The organism is Achromobacter animicus (genome assembly GCF_040775605.1).
GTDB classification, from domain to species: Bacteria; Pseudomonadota; Gammaproteobacteria; order Burkholderiales; family Burkholderiaceae_B; genus Achromobacter; species Achromobacter animicus.
Genome location: NZ_JAYGJK010000001.1, coordinates 5,518,401 through 5,543,200, shown reverse-complemented (window position 1 = coordinate 5,543,200; position 24,800 = coordinate 5,518,401). Strand labels below are relative to the sequence as shown.

The following is a 24,800-nucleotide window of genomic DNA, read 5'->3' as shown; positions in this document are numbered from 1 at the left end:
CACACATTCCCCCCGCGCATGCAGCGGACAAAAATTAATCGGTTGAATCGCCCGCGCGCCAGTTCTGTAATACATCCACTGCCCGCCCGGACGGGGGCGACGTTCCCTGCGAGAGGTTCGCCATGTCCACCCCCCAAAAACCGTCATTGGACGCATCCCAGCTTTGGCTGCTGGTCCTCGCCGGCGGCGTCGTCATGGGCCTTGCCCTGGGCGTGCGCCATGTGCAGGGCCTGTTTCTCCTGCCCGTTACGATGGACCGGGGCTGGAGCCGCGAGACCTTCGCCGTTGCCCTGGCCGTGCAGAACCTGACGTGGGGCATCGTGCAGCCCTTCACCGGCATGATTGCCGACCGCTATGGCTCGGCCAAGGTGATTGCCGGCGGGTTGGTGTTCTACGCGCTGGGCCTTGCCGGCATGGCGCATGCCACGACGCCCGCCCCCTTCATGTGGACGGCGGGCGTGTGCATCGGCATCGCGCTGTCCGGCACGGCATTCGCAGCCATCTACGGCGCGCTCAGCCGTCTGGTGCCGCCGGAGCGCCGGAGCTGGGCGTTGGGCGTGGCGGGAGCGGTTGGCGGCCTGGGACAGTTCACGATGGTGCCGGCGGCGCAATGGCTGATCGGCGGCTGGGGCTGGGTCGCGGCGTTGCTGGTGTTCGCGATGGTGCTGATGATCTTGCTGCCGCTGGCGGTTCCGCTGCGCGAGCCCGCGAACCGCGTGCGCGATGCGGCCGCGCCCGACGCGAACCTGTCGCTGTCTGACGCCATCCGCGAGGCCTTCACACGCCCCGGTTTCTGGCTGCTGAATCTGGGATTTCTGGCGTGCGGTTTCCAGCTGGCGTTCATCGGCACGCACCTGCCCGCCTACCTGATGGACAAGGGCCTGCGCGCGTCGGACGCGGTGGCGGCGCTGGCCATTATTGCGCTCACCAACGTCATGGGCACGTATGTCTGCGGCATCCTTGGCGCGCACCATCGGCGCAAGTATCTGCTCGCGGGCATCTACTTGGTGCGGACCGCGGCGATTGCACTCTTCGTGGTCGTGCCGCTATCCACGTGGTCGGTCTATGCGTTCGCGGCCGTCATGGGGTTTGTGTGGCTGGGCACGGTGCCGCTCACCAATGGGCTCATCTCGCAGGTGTTCGGCGTGCGCTACATCACGACGCTCTTTGGCTTCGTGTTCTTTGGCCATCAGGTCGGCTCGTTCCTGGGGGTGTGGCTGGGCGGCGTGGTGTTCGAGGCCACACGATCCTACGACCTGATCTGGCTGGGCGCGATGGCGCTGGGCGTGCTGTCGGCCGCCTTGCATTGGCCGATCGACGACCGCGAGATCCAGCGCGCGCGGCCAGCGGGCGCGGCGGGATAACCAAGCGGGGACGCGGCTACGCCAGCCGGTGCTGCGTGCCCGCGCCCATGGTGATGTGCAGCATGCGGCAAGGCTCCATGACCTTGACCGTATGCCATGCCCCTTTGGGGATGACGTAGGCGTCGCCGGCCAGCATCTTCACCACCTGGATGCCGGTGGGCCATTCCAGGTGCAGCTCGGCCGCGCCGGCCATCAGGCGCACGATCTCGTCGGCGCCGGGGTGCATCTCCCATTGCGGCCAGTCTGCGGCGAACTCGTATTCGGACACCAGCCAGCCGCGCCCGTATTGCTCGAGGTCTACCGGGGATTGGGACCAGAACTCGTCGCCGCCCGTCACGGTGGCGGCGGCGCCGGAGGCGTCCAGGTACACATAGTGCGACGTCAGGTCGATAGCCATGTTGCGGGTCCTCGGGTGTGGGGATCAGGGCAGTGTATGTCAGCGCGCAACCTGTCACATCGTTGCGTTTATCATGTCTGCCATCGGCAACAGGGAGAGCATGCGATGAGCAAGGGATTCGAAGGGGTGCGCCCCGCGTCCGAATCGTCCATCGAGATCGGGTTCTTCCACGACGGCCGGCATTGTGTCGAGCGTATCCGGGTCAAGCCCACCGCCGCCAACCTCAAGCGCGCTGCCGACCGGCGCGTTGCCATCCTGGAGGCCATAGCGCGCGGAGACTTCGACTACGACGCCGAATTCCCCAAACGCGGCGCTAAGCCATCACAGGGTCCCGCATGACGAGCAACACGCAGCTTGAAATCCACGATCTGTCGCCTGATGCCTTCAACGCCTACGGGTGGATGCTGGGCAAGCCTATGCCGGACGGCAACGGCGTTCCGTTGTACACGCACCCGGCCACCGACTTCTGGCACGAACACCAGTTCAACACCGGCGCCGGCGGCGATGCGGAACTGCTGTGGGTCAATTACCGCAGCCAATCGCTTGAGGTCGCCAGCCTTGAAAAGCATCTGCTGACGCAGCAGGCAATCGTTCCGCTGACCGGCAGCATCATCCAGATCGTGGCGCGCAGCGCCGCCGACGGCACGCCTGACCTGTCCACGCTGGCGGCCTTTCATGTGGCGCAGGGGCAGGGCGTGTGCATGCGGCCGGGCTGCTGGCACGCCACCCGCGTGGCGGGCGACGAGGTGACCTGCATGATGCTGACGCGGCGCTCCACGACGGTTGATCTGATCCAGCATCTGACCACGGACGCCAACGCCACCGAAAGCGCCATCACCGCCATTCCCGCGCGTCAGCTGGAAGTGCCTCAGGATCTGCTGCAAAGCGCCTGAGAAAGGGTCATTCCGCTTCGCTGCATTCGTACCCCAGGCGCGCGAAAAGGGGCCACTTGTTGCGGTAGCTGTCCGTCCAGCACATGCCGAAGAAGGCGGCAAACGGTGCATCGATCCGTTGCGCGGATATCCGCCCTGCCGCGTCGGCATCCCGAGGGCAGAAGGGCTGGCCCGGCGTCGGGTACAGCGCGCCGTCCCAGACCGGCTGGGCGCAATGCTCGCAAAAGTTGGACCATTCGCCGGATCGGGCCGGGCTTTCGCGGTAGAACGGCGCAATCGTGCGCAGGGTTTGCGCCACCTCGGGGGCGAGCGCCCGGGTCGACGAGATCATCGCCGGGCCGGGTATCGCCTGCCATTGCGCCGGCCCGAACAGCCAGTCCCGAAACGCCTGCGGATCCAGGCCGGGGCTGTCGGCGTCGTCTTCATCCAGCTCCAGTTCACCCTCGGTGCTTTCATGACCGGGCGGCACTGCCAGCGCCGCCACACGCGTCAGTTTGCTGCAAGCCGCGCAGGGGTGCTCGGCCTGCAGCACGAAGTACGTCGACGCGCGAATGTTGAACGCCTCTCCGTCCGGGCCGGTCATGCTGGGGTCTTGCGCTGCCATGCTGCTGTGTCTTTCCTGTTGCGTCGGCAAGGTGCGCCGATTCTTTGATATGCGGGGGAAATATGCCAGAATCCCCCGGAATTCGAGCCTGGCGCATTACACGCCGCCGTCACCGGGCGCCCGCGCCATCCCGTCATGCCGGAGCCCTGAATGCGCCACCGCCAGATTAGCACCGCATTTCGCCGCGCCACCTGCCGTCCGTTCATCGGTCTCGTTGCCGCCATCGCATTGGCGGGCGCCATGGCCGGCTGCACCTTCAGGTCACCCGACGCCGCTTCCGGCTCGCAGTGGGTCGGCATTGAAGGCGTCTCGGCGCAACAGGCGCGCACCATCGCGCGCGAATCCTACCTGTACGGCGCGCCCATGGTCGCCAGTTATCAGGCCCTGTATGCATACAGCATCGACAAGAACGGCGCGCAATACAAAGGGCCGCTGAACACCATCAACCCCATGGGCACTGCAGCCGCTGCGGCGGCCGGGCTGGATCCCGCCTATCTGTATTCGTACGCGGCCCTGGACTTGCGCGCCGAACCCGTCGTCGTCACCGTGCCTCGCGTGGAAAAGCAGCGCGACGCCTCGTTGCAGGTGATGGACCTGTATATGCACCACATCGGCGACCTGGGTTCGCGTGGCCTGGGCGGCGGCGTGTTCCTGGTGGCGGGTCCTTCCTGGAAGGGCAAGACACCCGCGGGCATCACCAAGGTGATTCGCGCCGAGACGGAGCTTGCCACGCTGGTCGCCCGCACGCAGCGCTTCAATCCCGCCGACCAGGAAAACGCCAAGCGCATCCAGTCTCGCTTCAAGGTCCAGCCTCTGTCGGCGTTCCGCAACCGTTCCGCGCCTGCGGCGCCCGCCAAGGTTGAATGGATGGCGCCCGTACCGCGCGCGCAGATGTATTCGTCGCTCGAGTTCTACGACGAGCTGGCCTTCCTGCTGCGGTTCGCGCCCGCGCACAAGTCCGAGACGATGATGCGCGAGCGCATGGCCAGCCTGGGGTTGCGGCCTGGCGATGTCTACGACACGGCGTCGTTGAACCCAGCCTTGCGGCGCGCGCTGCAAGAAGGCATGCACGACGGACAGAACGACATCGACAAGAACCGCGCGGCGCAGGGCGCCAACACCGATGCACTGTTCGGCGGCAGGGAGACACTCAAGAACAACTACCTGACGCGGGCGACCGGCGCGCAGATGGGGCTGTTTGCGTTTGGCGGCATGAGTGCGGCCAAGGCGCCATCCAAGGCGCCACCCAAAGCCCAGCCTCCAACGCGTTAGGTGCGCACCGCATGAAGCGCAACTTCAACATCCACGACCTGCGGATTTTCTATGCCGTGGTCATGACCGGCTCGACGCGGCAGGCGGCGTTGGCCATGCACCTGACGCAGCCGGCGATCAGCCACGCGATCTCGCGCCTGGAAAGCGCGACTGGCGTCCAGCTGTTCGATAGATCGCACAAGACCCTGCGTCCCACGGAGGCGGGGCAGTATCTCTACAGCGAGGCCAAGTTCGTGCTGGACGAACTGGTGCGCATCGACGAGGCCCTGCACAGCATCGAACAATTCGGCGGGCGCGGCTTGCGCATCGCTTCGTCGCCCGCGTTGGCGCTGGGTTACGCGCCCGACGCCGTGCGCCGCTATCTGGACATCAACGGTACGCGGCCGTTCTCCATTGACGTGGAATCGTCGATGCAGGTCATCAGCGCGGTGGAAACGATGCGCGCCGACTTCGGCCTTGGCGCCGTGGGCCGCGACAGCACGCGGCTGACCTTCACCCCGTTTTTGCGTGCGGACGTCATGGCGATCGCGCATCGGGAACACCCGCTGGCCGGACGCGAGACCATTTCGGTGCTGGATATTCCGCCGGACACCTACGTCAAGCCGTTGTGGTCCGACTACGTGGTGGCGCAGGGCGACATCGCCGACTCGCTGCTGCTGCGGTCCGGCATGCAGGCGCACATGTCGTTGCTGCCGGGCACGGTGCGCGCGGTCAAGGGCATCAGCCTGGTGAACGCGCTGTCCGCGTCCGATATCGTCGCGTCGTTTCCAGATCTGGTGGCAGTGCCGCTCGCCTCGCGCCAGTGGTTCGACTTCCTGCTCATCACGCGCGCCGAGTCGCGCAACAACGAGCTGACCGGGCGGCTGCTGGATGCGCTGAGGTCCACGGCGCAGGCGCGGCGGCAGGGCGTTTATGCGGAGACGATCGCGCTGCAGTAGCGGCGATCGCCACGCCGTCATTGCGCCGGCGGCTGCCACGGCAGCGATTGCAGATCGCCGTCGATGCTGATTGCCTGGCCGCTGACCATGGCCCCGAACGGACTGGCCAGAAACAACGCCATGTTGGCGATGTCCGCCGCGCGAACAAACTGCCGCAGGCTGACGCCCGACAGCTCCAGTCGGGTCTGTTCCTCCACCGACAAGCCCATGTTCTTCGCCCGGGCCGCAATCACGCGTTCGATGCGCGGTCCGGCGACCAGTCCCGGCAGCAGCGCATTGACGCGGATGTTCAGCGGACCCAGTTCCATCGCCAGCGAGCGGGTCAGCCCCACCACGCCCCATTTGGTGGCGGCATACGGCGTGCGCATGGGCAATCCCATCCGGCCCGCCACCGAACTGATGTTGATGATGCTGCCACCGCCCGCCTCGCGCAGCGCCGGCAGCGCATGCCGCACGGTGTGGAATTGCGAGGCCAGATTGATGTCCAGCGTCGCGTCCAGCTCCGCTTCCGTGATGTCGGCGATGCCCGCCGTCGGCCCCGCGATGCCGGCGTTGTTCACGAGCACGTCAAGCCCGCCCAGATGCGACAGCGCGGTCTGCATGTAGCGGTCGATCTCGTCTCGGCTGCCCACATCTGCGCGCGCCCAGGGATGGCGGCACGCGGCCAGGGCTTGTTCATCCACGTCGCACAGATGCACGCGCGCGCCGCGCTCCGCAAAGGCGTCGGCCAGCGCGGCGCCGATGCCGGACGCGCCGGCCGTGACGATGACGCGCTTTCCGGACAGGTCGACGGGCAGGGCGGTGATCGCGGCGGGCATATGCATAGGGGTTTCCGGTCGGTTCATGGTCAGGGCTTCATCAAGCGGCAGGTCGATTCCGCAGGCGACGTATACACCTGGTCGCCCGGCACCCGAGCCACCAGCTTGTAGTAATCCCACGGCGCCTTCGATTCCGCCGGCGTCTTCACCTGCATCAGGAACATGTCGTGCACCATCAACCCGTCCGCGCGAATCTTGCCGTCCTTGACGAAGAAGTCATTTACCGGATTGGCCTTCAACCACTTCATGATGGTGTCGCCGTCGGTGCTCTTGGTGGCTTCCACCGCCTTCAGATAGGTCGTTGCCGCGGAATAGTCGCCGGCCTGCAGCATGGAAGGCTTTTTCTTCATCACGGACTCGAAACGCGACGCCCATTTACGCGATGCGTCGTCCTGATCCCAGTACCACGCCGTGGTCAGGTACATGTTCTGCGCTGCTTGCAGGCCCAGCGCATGCACGTCGGTGATCAGCACCAGCAGGCCGGCAATCTTCATCTTGGGCGTCAGGCCGAACTCGTTGGCCGCCTTGACCGCATTGCTGGTGTCGCTGGCGGAATTGGCCAGGCCCAGCACCTGCGCGCCCGAGGCCTGCGCCTGCAGAATGAACGACGAGAAATCGGCCGTGTTCAACGGGTGTCGCACCCGGCCCTTGGCGTTGCCGCCGTCGTCCTGCACCACCTTCGATGCGTCCCGCTCCAGCGCATGGCCAAACGCATGGTCCACCGTGAGGAAGAACCAGTCTTTGTTGCCTTCCTTCATCATTGCGCGCGCCGTGCCGCGCGCCAGCGACACTGTGTCGTACACGTAGTGCACGGTATAGGGCGTGCACTGCGAGTTCGTCAGCTCGGACGCGCCCGCGCTCACCACGAAGAACGGCGTCTTCTTTTCCTCGGCCACCTTCGCCATCGCCAGCGCCGCCGCAGAGTTTGCGCCGGCGATCAGCATGTTCACGCCGCGCTGATCCAGCCATTCCCGGGCGCGTGAAGATGCGATATCCGCCCGGTTCTGATGGTCTGCGACCAGCACCTCCACCTTCTTGCCCGCCACGGTGCCGCCCAAGTCGGCGATCGCCATCTTGATCGCCTCGGCGCCGCCCGGTCCATCGGCATCGGCCGACAGCCCCGACATATCCGTGATGAATCCGATTCGGATGACCCCGTCATCGGCCTGGGCCGCGCTCGCCATGCCCAACAGCGCGGCCAATGCCGTCGCACGCAACGTTTTCTTCATGTCTCGTCTCCCCACTGGGTGGATGTGTGTTTTCAGAACGCGACGTTGCCGCGTCCCTTCAGTTGCAGGGTCTCGCGTGCGTCGTCGGGTGTGGCGACCTGCAGGGACAGGTTTTCCAGAATCCGCCGGATGCGGCGCACTTGGTCTGCGTTGGACTGCGCCAATTCGCCGGGGCCGTCCCACAACGAATCTTCCAGGCCCACGCGCACGTTCCCGCTCATCGTGGCCGCCATCGTTGCCAACGGTGTCTGCTTGCGACCCGCGGCCAGCACCGACCAGATGTAGTCGTCGCCAAACAACCGGTCCGCCGTGCGCTTCATCATCATGACGTCTTCCGGGTGCGTGCCGATGCCGCCGCGGATGCCGAACACAGACTGGATCAGGAACGGCGGCTTGAGCAGCTTGCGGTCCACGAAATGCGCGGCCGTGTACAGGTGGCCAATGTCGTAGCACTCGATCTCGAAGCGCGTGCCGTTGTCACCGCAAGACGTGAGGATGTGCTCGATGTCCTTGAACGTGTTGCGAAAGATCAGGTCGTTGCTGCCCTCCAGATAGGGCCGTTCCCAGGCGTGATGAAATTCCTTGAACCGCTCCAGCAGCTCATACATCCCGAAGTTCATCGACCCCATGTTCAGCGACGCGACTTCGGGCTTGAACTGCAGGGCCGGCGCCATGCGCTCGGCAATGGGCAACACTGGCGATCCACCCGTCGTGATGTTGACCACGACGTCCGACGCCTCCTTGATACGCGGCAGAAACTGCCCATACAGCACTGGATCCTGCGTAGGCTGGCCGGTGTCCGGCTGACGCGCGTGCAGATGCACGATGGCCGCGCCCGCCTCGGCGGCATCCAGCGCAGACTGCGCGATCTGATCGGGCGTGACGGGCAGATAGGGCGACATCGACGGCGTATGGACCGAACCGGTGATGGCGCAGGTGATGATGACCTTCCTGGACTTTTTCATGGGCCTCTGGCGCCGTGTGATTGCGCTGTGGATTCTTGTGGCCCCGGCTGTCTCCTCCGGGTGTAGGCCATTCTGTCGCAGGCCTTCGGGTCCTGTCACCTGAACAGAAATTATCAATTGATAGGGAATCCGGTGCTGCGGTGCAGCGTGGGGTGGCGCTTGCGCCAGGCGAAAAAAAACCGCCGCCAGGATTGCTCCTGGCGGCGGCTTTCTGAGCCAGTTGGCGGCGAGGACTTAGTCTTGGCGGCTGGTCACTTCAACCAGGTGGTAGCCGAACTGGGTCTTAACCGGGCCTTGCACTTCGCCGACCGGGGCGCTGAACACGACGGTGTCGAATTCCTTGACCATCTGGCCCGGGCCGAAGGTGCCCAGGTTGCCACCGTCGCGGCTCGACGGGCAGCTCGAGTTTTCCTTGGCGAGCTGGGCGAAGTCAGCGCCATTCTCGATGGCGGTCTTGAGTTCGTTGGCCTTCGCTTCGGTGGAAACGAGGATGTGACGGGCGGAGGCTTGTGCCATGTGGGAACTCCTTGCAGACTGATTTGGGGAGGGGAGAGTAACGCATTCGCGTGAACTCGCTACGTTGGCAATGATAAACGGGGATTGATCCGGCCCCGGATCGGGCTTGGTATGCGCATGTGACCAGTATCCGCACTTCCCCTAATACCTGCCCATATCCTTATACGATTATCGTATTTTCAACGCGCCCCTCCCGGGACGCGTCCACAGCCGAGGCAACGCGGGCTGGCAATGAGATGCACGTTTTCGGACGAGACTTCCTATGCCTGATTCAGCTTCCCGAGTACTGTTGAAAAGAGAGTCGGTCCCGCCGTTCTCGTCAGAGCCCAATCTGACGGACCGCGTCACCGAGATGCTGCTGGACGAGATTACCAGTGGCGATTACCAAGTCGGCGAGGTCCTGCCCCCAGAGCAGACCATCGCCACCCGGCTTGGCGTTTCGCGCACCGTGCTGCGCGAAGCGGTTTCCCGCCTGAAGGGCGACGGCATTGTGCAAAGCAAGCAGGGCCGCGGGCTGACCGTCATGCAGACGGCGCGGCCGTCGGTGCTGCGCATGCAGGCGGCGGACATTGGCGACGCGGATCAGGTGCTGCGCATCGTGGAATTGCGCCGCGGCTTCGAGATCGAAGCTGCCCCACTGGCGGCGGCTCGGCGGGACGAGGACGATCTGGCCGCGATGCGGCTGGCGCTGCGCAAGATGGCCGATGCGATTGCGTCCGGCGACGTGGCAGTTGGCGTGGATGCCGACATGGAGTTCCACCGGTGCGTGGCGCGCGCCACGCGCAATGAACACTATCTGAATTTCTTCGATTTCCTGGCGGTCCTGCTCAAGAAGAACCTGCGCGTGTCGCGCTCGCGGTCGGCCAAGATCGCGGGCCGCGGGGCGCAGGCGCAGAAAGAGCATGAAGCGCTGTTTGCCGCCATCGAGAAGGGCGACGTGGAACTTGCGCGGCAGTACGCGCGCACGCACGTCGACAACACGGAAGCACGTCTGCGTACAGCGGCGGCCACGGCTGAGAAGCCGTAGGCGCCCAATAAGGGCATCCTCCAAGGGGAAGTGGTGATGGGTCAGAAGACGATCGATGAGTTGGTGCGGGCCGAGGAAGGACTGGTCAGCCGGTCCATCTTCGTGGACGAAGAGATCTTTCAGCAGGAGCTGAAGCAGATCTTCTCGCGCGCGTGGCTGTTTGTGGGGCACGAAAGCCTGGTGCCCAAGCCGGACGATTACTTCGTCTCGCGCATGGGCACGGAGTCCGTGATCCTGACCCGCGACCGGCAGGGACAGATCCAGGTCATGCTCAATAGCTGTGCGCATCGCGGCATGAAGCTGTGCCGTTATGACCACGGCAACAACCGGACCTTCACCTGTCCGTACCATGGCTGGAGCTTTTCCACCGACGGCAAACTGGTGGAACGGCCCGGCGAGCTGGTCGGGGTGCCCGGCCACGCGACGCACTACAAGGGCGAGCTCGACAAGAAGCAGTGGGGCCTGAAGACGGTGGCGCAGGTGGTGAACTACAAGGGCGCCATCTGGGCAACGTGGGATCCGAACGCGCCGCCGTTCCTGGACTACATCGGCAACATGCGCCTGTACCTGGATGCGGCGCTGGATCACCGCAACGGCAGTCCGGGCGGCTCGGAGGTGATCGGCGGCGTGCAGAAGTGGCGCGTGAAGTGCAACTGGAAGTTCGCGCCCGAAAACTTCATTGGCGATCTGTACCACGACATCAGCCACCGCTCGGTGGACATCGTGGGCATCGGGCCGGGCGGCGGAAAAGGGCGGCGCGATGCGTCGGCCACGCGGTCGGCGATCTGTTTTCCGGAACTGGGCCACGGCCTGCTGGGCCGCTTGCCGTTCTACGAAGAAGGCCCCTACGCGCCGCAATACGGCCGTTACCCGGAGGTGGAAGCCTACTACCGCGAAATCCATGAGCAGCGCGAACGCACGCTGGGTTCGGCGATGCGGGTGCAGACCAGCGTTGGCACCATCTTTCCGAACATGTCGTTCCACGGACGCCAGCCGCGCACGCTGGCAGTGTTTCATCCGATCAGCTCGACCGAGATGGAAATGTGGCGCATGTATCTGGTGGACAAGGATGCGCCGGAGGCGGTCAAGGAGGCGGCTCGCCATTATTTCCTGCGCTATTCCGGACCGGGCGGCATGACGGAATCGGACGACATGGAGAACTGGACGGGCGCCACCGAGGCCAGCATGGGCGCGATGTCGCGCGAACTCTTCTTCAACTACCAGATGGGCGTGGGCCACCGGCAGGACGTTCCCGAGATTCCCGGCTGTGCGGTCAACGGCGAGTACACCGAGGAAAACGCCCGGATCTACTACCGGCGCTGGGCGCAGTTCATGAACGGCCTGTCCTGGGACCAACTGATGGCGGGCGCGGTGCGCCTTGAGGAGGCGGCATGAACGCACCCATCGAGAACGCGCCGCCCGTGGCGCAGGACGACAGCGTGGACGACATGCTGCTGTGGTGGGAAGCGCACCGCTTCCTGCACTACGAGGCCGATCTGCTGGACCACCGCGAGTTCGACAAGTGGCTCACCCTCCTGGACGAGGCCATCACGTATCGCATGCCGCTGACGCGCAACGTTCGCCGCGACGCGATGGCGCAGGAATACTCCGGCAAACAGGATGCCGCCTGGTTCGACGAAGGCATCGACACGCTGCGCCAGCGCGTCGCGCAGATCAAGACGGGCATTCACTGGGCCGAAGAGCCGGCCTCGCGTGTGTCCCATCTGGTGACCAACATCCGCGTGCTGGACGTGACGCCAGACGACGACGGCGGCGATCTGGTGCGGGTGCGGTCGCGCTTCCTGATCTACCAGAACCGCCTGCAGTCCGAAGTGAATCTGTTCGTCGGCAAGCGCGAGGACGTGCTGCGCAGGCGCGATGGACGCTTCACGATTCTGTCGCGCGAGATCCACCTGGACCAGAACGTTCTCTTATCGAAGGCGCTGACGATCTTCTTCTAGCGCGCTGATGCCGGACCCGGCCCGCCTGCCGGGATTCGATGGTTTTCCTTCCACTCGGGGCCTGACCGCCGACAGGACGCGCTCGCCCATACCTGGAGTTGCAGCATGCAAAGACGTACTGTACTGAAGGCCATTGCCGGCGCGGCCGCGATGACGGCGACGGGAATCTCGTGGGGCGCCGATGCGGCGTATCCCAGCAAGCCGATCCGCCTGATCGTGCCGTATCCGCCGGGCGGCGTCACGGACGTGGCGGGTCGCCTGGCCGGCGAGATCCTCACCCGCAAGTTCGGCCAGCCGGTGGTGGTGGAAAACCGGCCGGGCGCGAACGGCATGATCGGCAGCCAGCAGGTGGCTTCGGCGCCGCCGGACGGCTACACGCTGCTGCTCAACGGTCTGGGCGGCATGGTGCTGCCGATGGCCACCGTGACCGGACTGCCGCTGGACACGGCGCGCGCCTTCACGCCGATTGCGCAGATGGCCGAATTCATCAACGTGCTGATCGTGCGGGCGGATTCGCCGATCCGCAGCGTCGACGACCTGATCGCCACGGCGCGCAAGCGCAGCAAGGATGGCCTGAACTATGGGTCCAACGGCATCGGCTCGTCGGTGCACCTGACCACCGCATTCTTCGCGCAGCACACGGGCACCAACCTGCTGCACGTGCCGTACAAGGGGAGCGGCGAGATGCTGGTGGACGTGGTCAATGGCAATCTGGACTTCAGCTTCAGCAACCTGCCGCCGGTGATGGGCCTGATCCGCAAGGGATCGATTCGCCCGATTGCGGTGACCAGCAGCTATCGCAGCAAGCAGTTGCCGGATGTGCCGACGATGGCCGAGCAGGGCGTGGCGGACTTCGACGTGACGAGCTGGCTGGGCGTGTACGGCCCCGCCGGCATGCCGCCCGACATCGTGCAGAAGCTCAGCGCGGCTTTGCAGGAAGGCATGGCGCAACCGCAGTCGGTGGAAACCTTGACCGCCGCGGGCTTTGAGCCCAAGCCGCGAGGGGCCGACGCCTTTGCGGAGCTGAACCGGGCTGAGCTGGCGCGCTGGAAGCAGGTGGCCACCAAAGCCAGCATTTCCCTGAAATTCGGAGCCTGAGCATCATGGAAACCTCATCAGCCCCGCAGCGTGTCCACACAGCCATCATCGGCGCGGGGCATGCGGGTGTCGAATGCGCGTGGGCCTTGCGCGCCGCGGGCGTTGAAGGCGATATCGCGCTGTTCGGCGCGGAAACGCATGCTCCCTATGAACGGCCGCCGCTGTCCAAGGCCCTGCTGACCGGCTCGACCAGCGCCGAGCGCATCGCGTTGCGCGCGGGCGCCGCCTACGAGAAGTCGCGTGTGATCGTGGTGGCGGGCGATCCGGTGGCCGCCATCGATACCGCGGCGCGCACGCTGCGCACGGCGTCGGGCCGCGAGGTGGCCTATGAACACTGCGTGCTTGCCACCGGCGCCAGCGCGCGTGGCATTGCTGAGGTGGCAGGCGAGCAGGTGTTTTCGGTGCGCGGCCTGGACGACGCGCACCGGCTGCGCGAGGCGCTGCGGCCGGGCATCCGGCTGCTCGTCGTGGGCGCGGGTTATCTGGGGCTGGAGGCGGCCTGCTCGGCGCGCAAGCTGGGCGCCGAGGTGCTGGTGTTGGAGCAAGGCGGCAACGTGATGGCGGGCAAGGTGTCCGAATCCACTGCCACGCGCATCGGCGACCTGCACCGCGAAGCCGGCATCGAGATCCGCCACGGCGCGGCGGTGCGGCGCTGGGAACGCACGGCGACGGGTTGGCGCGCCCATCTGGCCAGCGGAGAGCTCATCGACGCTGAACTTGTGCTGGTGTCCATCGGCGCGGTTGCCGAGACGGCGCTTGCCGAAGCCGCAGGCCTGATCTGCCTGGACGGCGTGGTCGTGGATGAATGTTGCCGGACCTCGGCGCCCGGCGTCTACGCCATTGGCGATTGCGCAAGCGCCTTTCGCGGAGAGCTGCAGCGTTATGCCCGCATCGAAAGCGTGCAGAACGCGCTGGCGCAGGCGCGCACGGCGGCGGCAACCATTGCCGGCAAGGCCCCGCCAGCGGCGCGTCCGCCCACCTTCTGGTCCGAACAGCAGGGCCGCCGTCTGCAGATGGCCGGCCTCGTCGACCCGGCGGCGCCTTGCCGTGACGTCCTGCTGCCCACCGCCAAGGGCTGGCTGGTCGAGCGATACCAGCACGGCCGACTGGCCGCGATCGAAGCGGTCGACAGCCCCGTGGAATTCATCAAGGGCGTGCCACGCATCGGCGCGCCCGAAGCGGTTGCGGCCGCTGTGTAAACGAACCCCTGGAGACAACATGCCCGTTGCGATATTTGAATTGCCCGATGGCGCCGAACAGGTGCTGGACGTGCCCGACGACTGGTCGCTGATGGAGGCCGCGCGGCGCGATGGCCTGGAAGGCATCGTCGCCGAATGCGGTGGCGGCGCCATCTGCGGCACCTGTCACGTGCAAGTGAACGCCGAATGGCACGCGCGGCTGGAGCCGCCCGGCATGGCCGAGGAGGCGCTGCTGGAAGTCGTGCCCGAGCGCTGTCCGACCAGCCGACTGTCCTGTCAGGTCATCATGACGCCCGAGCTGGACGGCATTCGCGTACGCGTGCCTTCGTCGCAGCTTGAACTGTAGCCGCGGCGCCTGACTCGCAAGACGCGAACCCAAGGAGCAATCGCATGGCCGACAACAAATCCATCAACCTCGTCGATCTGCAACCCGGCGTGCGCGTGCGCATGGCGGGCGGCGCATTGGCCGAGATCGTCGAGAACCCGAAAGACGGCTTCTGGCTGATCGTCCGTTACCTGGACCATCCCGCCGAGCCCGCGCTGGTCGACGCCGGAGAGCAGCAGGTGTTTGCCACCGACGTCGAAGCAATCGAATCCTGACCCCACTGGAGCCCCCAATGAATCAAAAGCCCAAAGTCATCGTCTCCGCACCCGTGCCGCCCGACCTGCGCGAGCGCCTCGCTGAGCGCTGCGACATCGTCGAAGTGCCCACCGGACAGAATCCGGCCGAGGTGCTGGGCGCGGACGAGCGTGCGCAGATCGAAGGCATGGTGTGCACCGTGCGCACCAAGGTCGATCAAGCGCTGCTGGATGCATTGCCCGCGCTGAAGGTCAGCTCGAACTTCGCAGTTGGGTTCGACAACGTCGACCTGGCGGCCGCCACGCGGCGCAAGGTGCTGATCTGCAATACGCCGGGCGTGCTGGATGGCGCGGTGGCTGATGTGACCATCGGCCTGATGCTGTGCCTGTCGCGCAACCTGGTGGCGGGCGATGCCTTCGTGCGCAGCGGCGCGTGGACCAAGGGCGCCTTTCCGCTGACGCGCGACATCCGTGGCAAGACGCTGGGCCTCTTGGGCATGGGCCGCATCGGCCGTGTCGTGGCGCGCGCGGCGCAGGCCTTCGATATGAAGGTGGTCTATCACAACCGCCGCGAGGACCCGCAGGCCGAAGGCCTGGCCACCTATGTGGACCGCGATGAACTTTTCAAGACGTCGGACGTGCTGAGCGTGCATATCCCGCTGTCGGCGGAAACGCGCCATTCCATCGGCAAGCGCGAATTGGAACTGATGAAACCCACGGCGTATCTGATCAACACCGCGCGTGGCCCCGTGATCGACGAGGCCGCGCTGATCGAAGCGCTGCGCGCCGGCACCATCGCGGGCGCGGGGTTGGACGTGATGGAGCAGGAACCGCTGCCGGCCGACAGCCCGCTGTGCGCCTTGCCGAACGTGGTGCTGCAGGCCCACGTGGGCAGCGCCACGCACGAAACGCGGCGCGCGATGATCGATCTGGCAGTGGCCAATCTGATGGATGCGCTGGGCGGCCAGAAGCCGCAGGCCATGGTCAATGCCGAGGTGTGGCAGGCGCGCGCCTGACGGCTCTGCGCCGATAGACGCGGCCCCGCCAAGATGGGGCTGACGGGGCGGGACCCGCGCATGCGGCCGGTCCCGCCTTTTCCTATTTCCCGCCGTAATCCACCACGATTCCCGCCTGCTGCGCGACCTCGCTCCAACGCTTGAACTCCGCCTTGGAGAACGCCTGGAACTGCGCGGCGTCGCGCAACTTGGGTTCAAAACCGGCGTTGATGATGCGGTTCTGGTATTCCGGCGCGGCCAGCCCGGTGACGATGGTGTTGGACAGTTGGGCGATGATCGCCGGGTCCACCTGCGCGGGCGCGTACATGCCCAGCCAGCTCGTTACGTCGAAGTCCTTCATGCCCTGTTCCTGCATGGTCGGCACATTGGGCAACTGCCGCGCGCGGTAGGCGCTGGTCACCGCCAGCGCTTTCAGACGCTTGCCGTCCACCATCGGCAGCGTGGGCGGCAGATTCATGAAACAGAGGTCCAGGTCGCCGTTGGCCGTGCCCACCAGCGCCTCGCTGGCGCCCTTGTACGGCACATGATCGAACTTCAGGCCCGTGCGCATGGCAAAGAGCTCGGCCGTCATCTGCGACGAGCTGCCGACGCCGTTGCTGCCGTACAGCGGTTTGCGCTTCGTGGCGCGCAGGTATTCGATCAGCTCCGGCACCGTATTGGCCGGATGGTCCACGCGCACGACGAGCGCGTTGACGAACTCGGCCACCTGGGCGATGGGAAGCAGTGCGGTGGGGATGTCGATGGGCAGCCCGCGCAGCGTGGCGGGCGGCAGCACGTTGTGGCCAAGACCCCCGGTGGTGAGGGTGTAGCCGTCAGGCTTGGAGGCGGCGGCGGCCTGCATGCCGATGACGCCACCGGCGCCGGCGCGGTTTTCGATGACCACGCTCTGGCCGTACTTGGCATAGAGCAGGTCGCCGACCAGCCGTCCCGCGAGATCGGTGGCGCTGCCTGGGGTGGATGAGACGATGATCTTGATGACGCGGGACGGATACGCCCCGTTCTGTGCCCAGCTTGCGCCGGTCAGGTGCAGGCCGGCGGCGGCCCCCATCAGCTTCAACGCACTGCGACGTTTCATGACGACTTCCCCTTGGGTTATAGACCTACTGCTTCACGTGCTGCTCCAAAAATGTGATCCGGACTTTGTACGATAAACATATTTCTCGTACGGTACGGGGCACACAAGCGCACGCAAATTGCGGCTAACCCTAGGGGAGTCGTTGCGGGCCTTGCGGCCCGTTTTTTAGCGCACCGGCCAGCCGTACATCAGGCCGCCGTTGCGGTACGAAGCGTTAAGCCCGCGTTCCAGTTTCAGCGGGCTGTTGGGGCCCAGGTTCTTCTCGAAGCTCTCGCCGTAATTGCCGACAGTCTTGATGATGTTGTAGGCCCACTTGTCGTCCACGCCCAGGTTCTTGCCCATGCCCGGCGTCACGCCCAGCAGGCGCTGGATGTTCGGGTTGGTGCTTTTCAGCATCTCGTCCACGTTCTTGGACGTGACGCCGTATTCCTCGGCTTCCAGCATGGCGTTCATGGTCCAGCGGACCAGGTTGAACCACTGCTCGTCGCCTTGGCGGACCATGGGGCCGAGCGGTTCCTTCGAAAAGTTCTCCGGCAGGATGTCGTACTTTTCCGGGCTTTCCAGGTTGCTGCGCGCGGCGGCGAGCTGCGACTTGTCGCCCGTGAATGCGTCGCAACGGCCCACGGCGAAGGCGCGGATGATCTCGTCCAGGCGCTCGACGACGACCGGCTTGAAGTTGACGTTCTGCGAGCGGAACCAGTCGGCCAGGTTCAGTTCGGTGGTGGTGCCCGGCTGCACGCAGACGGTGGCGCCTTCCAGTTCCTTGGCGCTTTTCACGCCCAGGGACTTGTTCACCATGATTCCTTGGCTGTCGTAGTAGTTGACGCCCACGCCGATCAGGCCCAGCGTCGTGTCGCGCGTCAGCGTCAGGGTGGTGTTGCGGGTCAGCACGTCGACTTCGCCGGATTGCAGGGCAGTGAAGCGCTGCACGGCGCTGATCGCCTGGATCTTGGCCTTGGACGCGTCGCCGAACAGGGCGATGGCCAGCGCGCGGCACAGGTCCACGTCCAGGCCGATCCAGCCGCCCTTGCTGTCGTTCACGGAAAAGCCCGCGACGCCCGTGGATACGCCGCAATGGACAAAACCCTTGCTTTTGACCGCGTCGAAGGTCGCGCCGGCATGGGCGGTCCAGGACGAGATGAACAAGGCGGTTCCTGCCGCAGCCAGTTTGAGTGCTTTCATGGTGTCTCCGCGCAGCGTTGCGCATGTTTATCGCTCAGCCGAAGGCTGAAGTGCGGCGCATAGTACCAGTGGGTCCGGGAGGGAGAATCGGGGAATTCCCCTTAAATCCGCAAGACGGAATTTGATGAGGAATAGAATCGGGCATGCGCGGCTCGTCGCGCCGCGCTTGCCCGCGGCGGCCGGCGGGCCGAATACGCCAGACCGCACCCACGCCAGCCTATGAAACGACACGACGATCCCGCAGGGCCGGACGACCGCCCGAGGCGCCCCTTCGCCTTCGTCAAGGACCAGTTGCACGGCACCTGGACCGAGCTGACCCGGGTCAACGCCAGCGACCGCCCGTGGGAAATGCCCCTGGCCGCCGCACTGTCGTCGGGCCTGCCGCTGATGGTGGGCGCGTATTTCGGGCGCATGGACTACGGGCTGATGTCCAGCCTGGGCGGCATGGTCTTCCTGAGCCTGCCCAACGCCTCGCTGCAGATCCGCATGATGATGCTGCTGGCCGCGTCGTTCGGCATGGTCGCCTGCTACGCACTGGGCGCGCTGACGCAATTCTGGCCAACCGCCACCATCGCGGCGCTGACGCTGATTGCCATGGTGGTGAACATGGTGTGCCGCTGCTATCGCCTGGGACCGCCGGGCAGCCTGTTCTTCATCATGGCCACGGCGATTGCCGCCTACACGCCCGGCACCGTCCACGACGTGCCGCTGCGCGTGGGCATGGTGGCGCTGGGCTGCCTGGTCGCCTGCCTGGTGGCCTTTGCGTATTCGCTGCACATGACGCGCGTCGCGCCGCCGCCCGCGCCCATCGAGCTGCCCAAGCCGACCTTCGATTTCGTGGTCTACGACTCGGTGATCATCGGCCTTTTCGTCGGTATCTCTTTGCTGGCGGCCGAACTGCTGCAGCTTCAACGGCCCTATTGGGTGCCGGTGAGCTGCCTGGCAATCATTCAGGGCGCCAGCCTGCGCGCGGCGTGGAGCCGGCAGATGCACCGCATCCTGGGCACGGCGGTCGGTCTGTGCGTGGCGTGGGCGCTGCTCAGCCTGCCACTCAACGTCTGGACGCTGAGCCTGGTGATGATGGCGCTGTCCTTCGGCATCGAGACGCTGGTGGTGCGGCACTACGCCAGCGCGGTCGTGCTGATCACGCCCTTGACCATCTTCCTGGCCGAGGCGCCGCATCTGGGGCAGGGCTATCCCATCGACGTCATCGAGGCGCGCTTTGTGGACACGGTGCTCGGCGCCTTCATCGGCGTGCTGGGCGCGGTGCTGCTGCACAACCAGCGCATCCGTCCCGTGCTGTCGCGATGGATGCGGGCGGTGCTGCCCCGCCGGGTGAATTGACGCCGCCGCGGCAACGCGGCAGCATGGGCTTTCCGAAACCCTGGAGGCACTCATGGATTGTTCTGTCGAAGGAAAGGTCGCGTTCGCCGACGGCCAGTCGTATCACTTCGCGACCGTGGACGCGGCGCTCGCATTCGCCGAATGCGTCAAAAGCACCCAGAATCCCGCGCAGTGCGCCGCCACGCACGGCAGCACCAGTCAGGTCAAGCTTGAAGACGTGGCCGCGCAGGAAGACGCGGAGCGGCGCGAGCAGGATCCGGGGGCTGGTGTGTGAATCGCGTGGCGCGGGGAATGACACCGCGCCATCGCTCAGGGATCAATCCGCCGCCCCGTCAGTCCCTTCGCCCGCCAGATACGCCTGCACCAATGTGATGATCCGTTCCGCGGTAGGCGACAAGCTGCGGCGGGCGCGGTGGATGACGCTGTAGGTGAGGGGGCCGGACGCCGGATAGGGCAGGGGCAACGGCACGAGCGCCCCTTGCGCCAGCTCGGCGACGATGGCCTCGCGCGTGCAGAACAGCACCACGTCGCTCCCCACGGCCACGTCGCGCAGCGCGCTGACGCTATCGCACTCGAAGGCAATCGGCAGTTCATCCACGCCGGCCACTTGATACAGCTTTGCCAGATACTCTCGCGCGCGTTGCGGGAGGTCGGTGGCAGCCAGCCGATATTGCGCCAAGGCGGCACGTAACTTTGGCTTTCGGACCGATTGCAGCGGATGCCCGGCCCGCACGAAAAGGCCGCCGTGCTGCGGTGGCAGCGCACGCACGATGAAGTCCGCCGGCGGCGGCAGGCTGTGCGTCACCGCCACGGCAAAGTCCAGCTTGTCCTGCAACAGCTTGTCCAACAGCCGCTGCCAGCTTTCGATTTCTACATGCACGCTCAGGCCCGGGTGATCGCGTGCCAGGCGGACCAGCAGCGGCGACAGAAACCCCGCCGCCGGAAAGGCCCCGACCCCGAAGCTGACGCGTCCCGTGTCGTGGCCCCTCATCAATTCGGCCTCGCGCCGAAGGGCGAGGACATCGCCCAGGATGCGGCGCGAACGATCGAGAACCATTTTTCCCGCCTGCGTCGGCGTCACGCCGATCGACGCGCGATCCACCAGCACCAGGCCCAGCGTCTCTTCAAGGGACTGGATGCTGCGCGTCAGCGCCGACTGCGTCAGATGCAGCCGCTGGGCCGCCCGAGAGAAGTGCCGCTCTTCGGCAAGGACGGAAAAGTGCTGGAGCGAACGTATCGTCAGGCCCATGTATTTTTCTCATCGGAATTGCGCCAAATATGCAATTGATTCGCGTCAGTTGCAAGACTAAAACAGCTTGACCACGGGCCGGCAGCAAATGCTGCAAGCACCCGGGAAAACACCATACAGAGCGATGCGCGGCCCCGCGACACGCCAACCTCGCAGGAGGAGACAACATGAACCGCAAGCCGATATTCCATCTGGCGGGCTGGAGCGCAGCCGCTGCGCTGAGCATGCTGGCCTGTACGGCGGCCGTCGCGGCGCCATCCCCGCAACCCGACGCCTGGCCTGCCTCGGGCAAGCCGATACGCATGGTCGTGCCGTTTCCGGCGGGGTCGGGCTCGGATTCGCTGGCGCGCATGCTGGCGGCCAAGGTGTCGCAGCAGACCGGCGCCTCCGTCATCATCGACAACAAGCCGGGCGCGGGCACGATGATCGGCGCGCAGGACGTGGCGCGCGCCAAGCCGGACGGCTATACGCTGCTGTACACCATCGTCGTCACGCACACGCAGAATCCGCATCTGTACAAAAAGCTGCCGTACGACCCGGTCAAGGACTTCACGCCGGTCCTGCAGGCGGTCAGGTCGGCAACCGTGCTGGTCGCCAACAACAACGCGCCATTCTCCACAACCGCCGAGCTGATTGCCTACGCCAAAGCGAACCCCGGAAAACTGAACTACGCCTCGTACAGCGCCGGGTCGACCTCGCACCTGAATGGCGAGATTCTCAAAATGAAAACGGGCACCGACATCGTCCACGTGCCTTACAAGGGCACCGCCGATGCCAGCCGCGCGCTGCTGGCGGGCGATGTGCAGGTCTACTTCGACGGCACCGCCACGGCGGTCGAGAACGCCCGCGCCGGCAAGGTCAAGCTGCTGGGCCCGGCGACGGACCGGCGCCTGAGCGTGCTGCCTGAATTGCCGACGCTTGAGGAGCAGGGGATCGAGGGTCTGAACATCGTGGGCTGGCAAGGCATCTTCGGTCCGGGCGACATGCCGCCCGCACTGGCCGAACGCGTGGCCCAGGTGTTTCGCGCCGCGCTGGAAACCCCGGAAATCACCCAGACCATTCTGTCGCAAGGCAATGAGGTCAGCGGCGCCGGGCCGAAGGAATTCTCGGCGATCGTGCAGCGCGACAGCGCGCGGTGGGGCGACGTGATCCGCCGGATCGGGCTGGTATTGGAATAAGGCTGACGGGCCCGCGGGTCCCAGGAGACAACAATGCACGATGTAGTGATACGCGGCGGCACGCTGGTGGACGGTTCAGGCGCCAGCGCCCGGGTGGGCGACCTTGCCATCGACGGCGGCCGGATCGTACAGGCCGGCGGCAAGGCGGGCGCCGCGCGGCGAGAGATCGACGCGGCGGGCGCACTGGTGACGCCGGGCTGGGTCGACATCCATACCCATTACGACGGCCAGGCGACGTGGGACCCGTACCTCAGCCCGTCGACATGGCATGGCGTCACCACCGCCATCATGGGCAACTGCGGCGTGGGCTTTGCGCCGGTCAAGCCCGACCGTCGCGAATGGCTGATCAAGGTGATGGAGGGCGTCGAGGACATTCCGGGGTCGGTGCTGTCGGAAGGCATCGAATGGGACTGGGAAACCTTCCCCGAGTATCTGGATGCGCTGGATCGGCGGCCCAAGGCGCTGGATATCGGGGCGCAGATTCCGCACAGCGCGGTGCGCGCGTACGTGATGGGCGACCGCGCCATTCATCACGACGAGGCCTCGCCCGCCGACCTGCTGGCCATGCGCGAGGTCGTGCGCGCAGCATTGCAGGCGGGGGCGGTCGGCTTTTCGACGTCGCGGACGTTCCTGCACAAGTACGACGAGCGCAAATACCCGCCGGGCACGTTCGCCACCGGCGAAGAGATCAGCGCGCTGGGCTCCGTCATGGGCGAAGTCGGCCACGGCGTGTTCCAGATGACGGCCAACCATCCCGCGATGGAGGGCGAGATTCCCTGGCTGGAACAGCTTGCCCGCCACAATCGTCTGCCGGTGCTGTTCAACCTTCAGCAGACTGACGGCGCGCCTGACGTCTGGAAGCAGATCGTACGCACGCTGGACAAGGCGCGCGATGAAGGCGTGCCGCTCATGGCCGGCATCAGCGGCCGGCCGCTGGGCATCCTGTTCTCCTGGCAAAGTTCGTTGCATCCCTTCATTGCCCATCCGACCTATCAGGCGCTGCACGCGCTGCCCCTGCCGGAAAAGCTCGCGCAACTGCGCGATCCGCAGGTCCGCCAGAAAATCATGAGCGAGCAGCGTGGCCTGCTGGACCGCCGTGCCGAGACCTTGTTCAACAGCTTTCACAAGATCTACCGGCTGGGCCAGGACCCCGACTACGAGCCGCTGCCCGAAGACAGCGTGGCGGCCATGGCGGCGCGCACCGGGCGCCCGCCGTTGGAACTGGTGTATGACCTGATGCTGGAGAACGAGGGCCGGGCGATTCTCTACTATCCGTCCTTCAACTACTCATACGAAAACCTCGATCACCTGCACCAGCTGATGCAGCACGCCAACACGGTGAACAGCCTGTCCGACGGCGGCGCGCATTGCGGCTACATCTGCGATGTCAGCATGCCGACCTTCATGCTCAGCCACTGGACGCGAGACCGCCGCCGAGGTCCGCTCCTGCCGCTTGAGCACGTGGTGCGCCGGCAGACCCGCGATACCGCGCTGGTGTATGGCTTGCATGATCGCGGGTTGTTGCAGCCGGGATACAAGGCCGACATCAACGTCATCGACCCGGACGCGTTGAAAGTGCATTGCCCGGAAATGGTGTTCGACCTGCCGGGAGGCGGGCGCAGGCTGGTGCAGCGTGCCGATGGCTACGCGGCCACGCTGGTCAACGGCGTGCCGATCTTCGAGCGCGGCGAGGCAACGGGAGAGCTGCCGGGCAAGTTGTTGCGGGGGGCCGGACCGCAACCGGGATGAGCATTCGGGCCTTCCCGTCAGACCCCGGAAGGCGGCGCCTTTTTGGTTCTTCTGCCCAGCACCTTCAGCCCCGCTGGCACCGGCTTGTCGTGGATGACGTCCCGGATGTACTGCAGGAACAGTTCCGAACTTGCCGACAGCGACCGCAAGCGTCGCGTGATCAGACAGACCTCGCGCGACAACCGGGGCGAACTCAGTTCCCGGAACACGAACGGCCCCGGCTCGCTCCCTAGCGTCTGCGACGGCGCGATGGAGCTGGCCGCAAGCGCCGGCAGGATCGAATATCGCCCGCCGCCACGCAGCACGGCGTGCAGCGACGACGTGCGCGACACCTCATCGTGCTGCTGCTCGAAGAACCCCGGCTTGCCGGCGTGTGCGCGCAGGAACGCGCCGATGCCGGTGTCTTCGGTAAACCCCACGTATTGCGCCGGGTCCAGGTCGGCCCACTTCAAGGGCTTTGCGCCTTGCGCGTACGGATACGATGCCGCGCAGATCACGCCGTAGCGGTCCTCGAACAGCGGCGTATAAACCAACTCTTCCAAACCATGATGCGAGGTCGAAATCGCAAAGTCGATGTCGCCGTTGGCGATCATCTTCTCGACCAGTTCCGAGCCGGCGTCGTGCAGTGAAAACGTGATCTTCGGATAGGCCTGGCGAAAGGCCGCGATGGCGTCGCCCAGAAAGTAGTTGGTAACCGACGCCACCACCGCGATCCGCACGTGTCCCTGGCGGCCCTGCGACAACGCCTCCAGGTCGCTCAGCGCGCCGTCGAACTGGCTGAGGATGCGCTCGGCCTCCGCCTTGAAGCGGGCGGCCTCCGGCGTCATCGCCACGCGGCGCGTACTGCGGTCGAACAGTTTGACGCCCACGGCGTCTTCAAATTGCTGGATGGTCGCGGTCAGCGAAGACTGCGTCAGAAAGAGCTGCGACGCCGCCACGGTGAACGAGCCGGTGTTGGCCACCGCCACGAAACTGCGGAAGTGCCGCAGGGTGATGCTGCGCTTGGTCGACATGCTTCGCCACCGCTCTATATATTGGAAAAACCGAATAATAAGTAAAAACCAACAATTTGTAGTGAAGAAAAGCGCGCCCTAGAATTTCCCTCGACTCGGCGTCCCGTGCCGCCGTCATCGCGTGCAAGAGGGAG

At 65.6% G+C, this 24,800-nt stretch carries 27 protein-coding genes; 17 read left to right on the top strand and 10 right to left on the bottom strand.

Annotated features, from left to right (window positions below):
- Window positions 1–122 precede the first annotated feature (122 nt).
- Window positions 123–1,364 carry an MFS transporter gene (locus AB3147_RS25325; protein WP_367353302.1) on the top strand — a complete coding sequence of 414 codons (1,242 nt, stop codon included), beginning with the start codon at window positions 123–125 and terminating at the stop codon, window positions 1,362–1,364.
- A gap of 16 nt (window positions 1,365–1,380) precedes the next feature.
- On the opposite strand, the gene AB3147_RS25320 is transcribed toward AB3147_RS25325, so the two are convergent.
- Window positions 1,381–1,761 (bottom strand): cupin domain-containing protein, encoded by a 381-nt coding sequence (locus AB3147_RS25320; RefSeq protein ID WP_175137962.1) that lies wholly within the window; start codon window positions 1,759–1,761, stop codon window positions 1,381–1,383.
- A gap of 105 nt (window positions 1,762–1,866) precedes the next feature.
- Here AB3147_RS25320 and AB3147_RS25315 point away from each other — a divergent pair, with 105 nt between their 5' ends.
- Entirely contained in the window at window positions 1,867–2,100 is a 234-nt protein-coding gene (locus AB3147_RS25315) for an Arm DNA-binding domain-containing protein (protein ID WP_175122260.1), read from the top strand.
- Window positions 2,097–2,654 carry an ureidoglycolate lyase gene (locus AB3147_RS25310; RefSeq protein WP_175122261.1) on the top strand — a complete coding sequence of 186 codons (558 nt, stop codon included), beginning with the start codon at window positions 2,097–2,099 and terminating at the stop codon, window positions 2,652–2,654. Before AB3147_RS25315 ends, AB3147_RS25310 begins: the two co-directional genes overlap by 4 nt.
- 7 nt (window positions 2,655–2,661) lie before the next feature.
- Here AB3147_RS25310 and AB3147_RS25305 read toward each other — a convergent pair whose 3' ends face one another.
- Window positions 2,662–3,237 carry a hypothetical protein gene (locus AB3147_RS25305; protein ID WP_367353301.1) on the bottom strand — a complete coding sequence of 192 codons (576 nt, stop codon included), beginning with the start codon at window positions 3,235–3,237 and terminating at the stop codon, window positions 2,662–2,664.
- A 171-nt stretch (window positions 3,238–3,408) separates the two neighbouring features.
- On the opposite strand from AB3147_RS25305, the gene AB3147_RS25300 reads away from it, so the two are divergent.
- Both AB3147_RS25300 and AB3147_RS25295 read left to right on the top strand, forming a co-directional pair.
- On the top strand, window positions 3,409–4,530 hold the full coding sequence (locus AB3147_RS25300; RefSeq protein ID WP_367353300.1) for a DUF1254 domain-containing protein: 1,122 nt from the start codon (window positions 3,409–3,411) through the stop codon (window positions 4,528–4,530).
- An 11-nt stretch (window positions 4,531–4,541) separates the two neighbouring features.
- A complete protein-coding gene (locus AB3147_RS25295) occupies window positions 4,542–5,468 on the top strand; it encodes a LysR family transcriptional regulator (protein WP_367353299.1) in 927 nt (308 codons plus the stop codon).
- A 17-nt stretch (window positions 5,469–5,485) separates the two neighbouring features.
- Here the strand turns inward: AB3147_RS25295 and AB3147_RS25290 are convergent, their stop codons facing one another.
- The 4 genes from AB3147_RS25290 to AB3147_RS25275 all read right to left on the bottom strand — a co-directional run bounded on the left by AB3147_RS25290 (window position 5,486) and on the right by AB3147_RS25275 (window position 8,996).
- Window positions 5,486–6,292 carry an SDR family oxidoreductase gene (locus AB3147_RS25290; protein WP_367353298.1) on the bottom strand — a complete coding sequence of 269 codons (807 nt, stop codon included), beginning with the start codon at window positions 6,290–6,292 and terminating at the stop codon, window positions 5,486–5,488.
- 23 nt (window positions 6,293–6,315) lie between these two features.
- Entirely contained in the window at window positions 6,316–7,515 is a 1,200-nt protein-coding gene (locus tag AB3147_RS25285) for an ABC transporter substrate-binding protein (RefSeq protein ID WP_367353297.1), read from the bottom strand.
- Window positions 7,516–7,547: 32 nt separating this feature from the next.
- Window positions 7,548–8,480 carry a BKACE family enzyme gene (locus tag AB3147_RS25280; protein ID WP_367353296.1) on the bottom strand — a complete coding sequence of 311 codons (933 nt, stop codon included), beginning with the start codon at window positions 8,478–8,480 and terminating at the stop codon, window positions 7,548–7,550.
- A gap of 234 nt (window positions 8,481–8,714) precedes the next feature.
- Window positions 8,715–8,996: a peptidylprolyl isomerase gene (locus AB3147_RS25275; RefSeq protein WP_105240852.1), complete on the bottom strand. Its 282-nt coding sequence runs from the start codon at window positions 8,994–8,996 to the stop codon at window positions 8,715–8,717.
- Between the two features lie 289 nt (window positions 8,997–9,285).
- Between AB3147_RS25275 and AB3147_RS25270 the strand changes: the two genes are divergently transcribed.
- The 8 genes from AB3147_RS25270 (at window position 9,286) to AB3147_RS25235 (ending at window position 15,876) form a co-directional block, all read left to right on the top strand.
- Window positions 9,286–10,023, top strand: coding sequence for a FadR/GntR family transcriptional regulator (locus AB3147_RS25270; RefSeq protein ID WP_239216150.1), 738 nt, complete (start codon window positions 9,286–9,288; stop codon window positions 10,021–10,023).
- A 36-nt stretch (window positions 10,024–10,059) separates the two neighbouring features.
- Entirely contained in the window at window positions 10,060–11,418 is a 1,359-nt protein-coding gene (locus AB3147_RS25265) for an aromatic ring-hydroxylating oxygenase subunit alpha (RefSeq protein WP_175137953.1), read from the top strand.
- On the top strand, window positions 11,415–11,984 hold the full coding sequence (locus tag AB3147_RS25260) for a 3-phenylpropionate/cinnamic acid dioxygenase subunit beta (RefSeq protein ID WP_175137952.1): 570 nt from the start codon (window positions 11,415–11,417) through the stop codon (window positions 11,982–11,984). Before AB3147_RS25265 ends, AB3147_RS25260 begins: the two co-directional genes overlap by 4 nt.
- Window positions 11,985–12,089: 105 nt before the next feature.
- The gene (locus tag AB3147_RS25255; RefSeq protein WP_239216153.1) at window positions 12,090–13,082 is read left to right on the top strand and encodes a Bug family tripartite tricarboxylate transporter substrate binding protein; all 993 of its coding nucleotides are present in this window, start codon (window positions 12,090–12,092) and stop codon (window positions 13,080–13,082) included.
- A 5-nt stretch (window positions 13,083–13,087) separates the two neighbouring features.
- Window positions 13,088–14,281 carry an FAD-dependent oxidoreductase gene (locus tag AB3147_RS25250; protein ID WP_367353295.1) on the top strand — a complete coding sequence of 398 codons (1,194 nt, stop codon included), beginning with the start codon at window positions 13,088–13,090 and terminating at the stop codon, window positions 14,279–14,281.
- 19 nt (window positions 14,282–14,300) lie between these two features.
- Window positions 14,301–14,627: a 2Fe-2S iron-sulfur cluster-binding protein gene (locus AB3147_RS25245; protein ID WP_056559563.1), complete on the top strand. Its 327-nt coding sequence runs from the start codon at window positions 14,301–14,303 to the stop codon at window positions 14,625–14,627.
- Window positions 14,628–14,671: 44 nt separating this feature from the next.
- Window positions 14,672–14,881, top strand: coding sequence for a hypothetical protein (locus AB3147_RS25240; RefSeq protein WP_367353294.1), 210 nt, complete (start codon window positions 14,672–14,674; stop codon window positions 14,879–14,881).
- A gap of 17 nt (window positions 14,882–14,898) precedes the next feature.
- A complete protein-coding gene (locus AB3147_RS25235) occupies window positions 14,899–15,876 on the top strand; it encodes a 2-hydroxyacid dehydrogenase (protein ID WP_343737277.1) in 978 nt (325 codons plus the stop codon).
- Window positions 15,877–15,958: 82 nt separating this feature from the next.
- Here the strand turns inward: AB3147_RS25235 and AB3147_RS25230 are convergent, their stop codons facing one another.
- Together AB3147_RS25230 and AB3147_RS25225 are read right to left on the bottom strand one after the other, a co-directional pair.
- Window positions 15,959–16,951, bottom strand: coding sequence for a Bug family tripartite tricarboxylate transporter substrate binding protein (locus tag AB3147_RS25230; protein ID WP_224776933.1), 993 nt, complete (start codon window positions 16,949–16,951; stop codon window positions 15,959–15,961).
- A gap of 165 nt (window positions 16,952–17,116) precedes the next feature.
- Window positions 17,117–18,133 (bottom strand): amino acid ABC transporter substrate-binding protein, encoded by a 1,017-nt coding sequence (locus AB3147_RS25225; RefSeq protein WP_175122273.1) that lies wholly within the window; start codon window positions 18,131–18,133, stop codon window positions 17,117–17,119.
- Window positions 18,134–18,352: 219 nt separating this feature from the next.
- Here AB3147_RS25225 and AB3147_RS25220 point away from each other — a divergent pair, with 219 nt between their 5' ends.
- Both AB3147_RS25220 and AB3147_RS25215 read left to right on the top strand, forming a co-directional pair.
- Window positions 18,353–19,477, top strand: a complete 1,125-nt coding sequence (locus tag AB3147_RS25220) for an FUSC family protein (RefSeq protein WP_218342757.1) — start codon at window positions 18,353–18,355, stop codon at window positions 19,475–19,477.
- Window positions 19,478–19,529: 52 nt separating this feature from the next.
- Window positions 19,530–19,751 (top strand): hypothetical protein, encoded by a 222-nt coding sequence (locus AB3147_RS25215; protein WP_175137947.1) that lies wholly within the window; start codon window positions 19,530–19,532, stop codon window positions 19,749–19,751.
- 42 nt (window positions 19,752–19,793) lie between these two features.
- Here AB3147_RS25215 and AB3147_RS25210 read toward each other — a convergent pair whose 3' ends face one another.
- Window positions 19,794–20,726 carry a LysR family transcriptional regulator gene (locus tag AB3147_RS25210; protein ID WP_279973573.1) on the bottom strand — a complete coding sequence of 311 codons (933 nt, stop codon included), beginning with the start codon at window positions 20,724–20,726 and terminating at the stop codon, window positions 19,794–19,796.
- A 167-nt stretch (window positions 20,727–20,893) separates the two neighbouring features.
- Between AB3147_RS25210 and AB3147_RS25205 the strand changes: the two genes are divergently transcribed.
- Window positions 20,894–21,904, top strand: a complete 1,011-nt coding sequence (locus AB3147_RS25205; RefSeq protein WP_175122277.1) for a Bug family tripartite tricarboxylate transporter substrate binding protein — start codon at window positions 20,894–20,896, stop codon at window positions 21,902–21,904.
- 33 nt (window positions 21,905–21,937) lie between these two features.
- Window positions 21,938–23,653, top strand: coding sequence for an N-acyl-D-amino-acid deacylase family protein (locus tag AB3147_RS25200; RefSeq protein ID WP_367353293.1), 1,716 nt, complete (start codon window positions 21,938–21,940; stop codon window positions 23,651–23,653).
- A 17-nt stretch (window positions 23,654–23,670) separates the two neighbouring features.
- Here AB3147_RS25200 and AB3147_RS25195 read toward each other — a convergent pair whose 3' ends face one another.
- Window positions 23,671–24,666 (bottom strand): LysR family transcriptional regulator, encoded by a 996-nt coding sequence (locus AB3147_RS25195; RefSeq protein ID WP_367353292.1) that lies wholly within the window; start codon window positions 24,664–24,666, stop codon window positions 23,671–23,673.
- Window positions 24,667–24,800 lie beyond the last annotated feature (134 nt).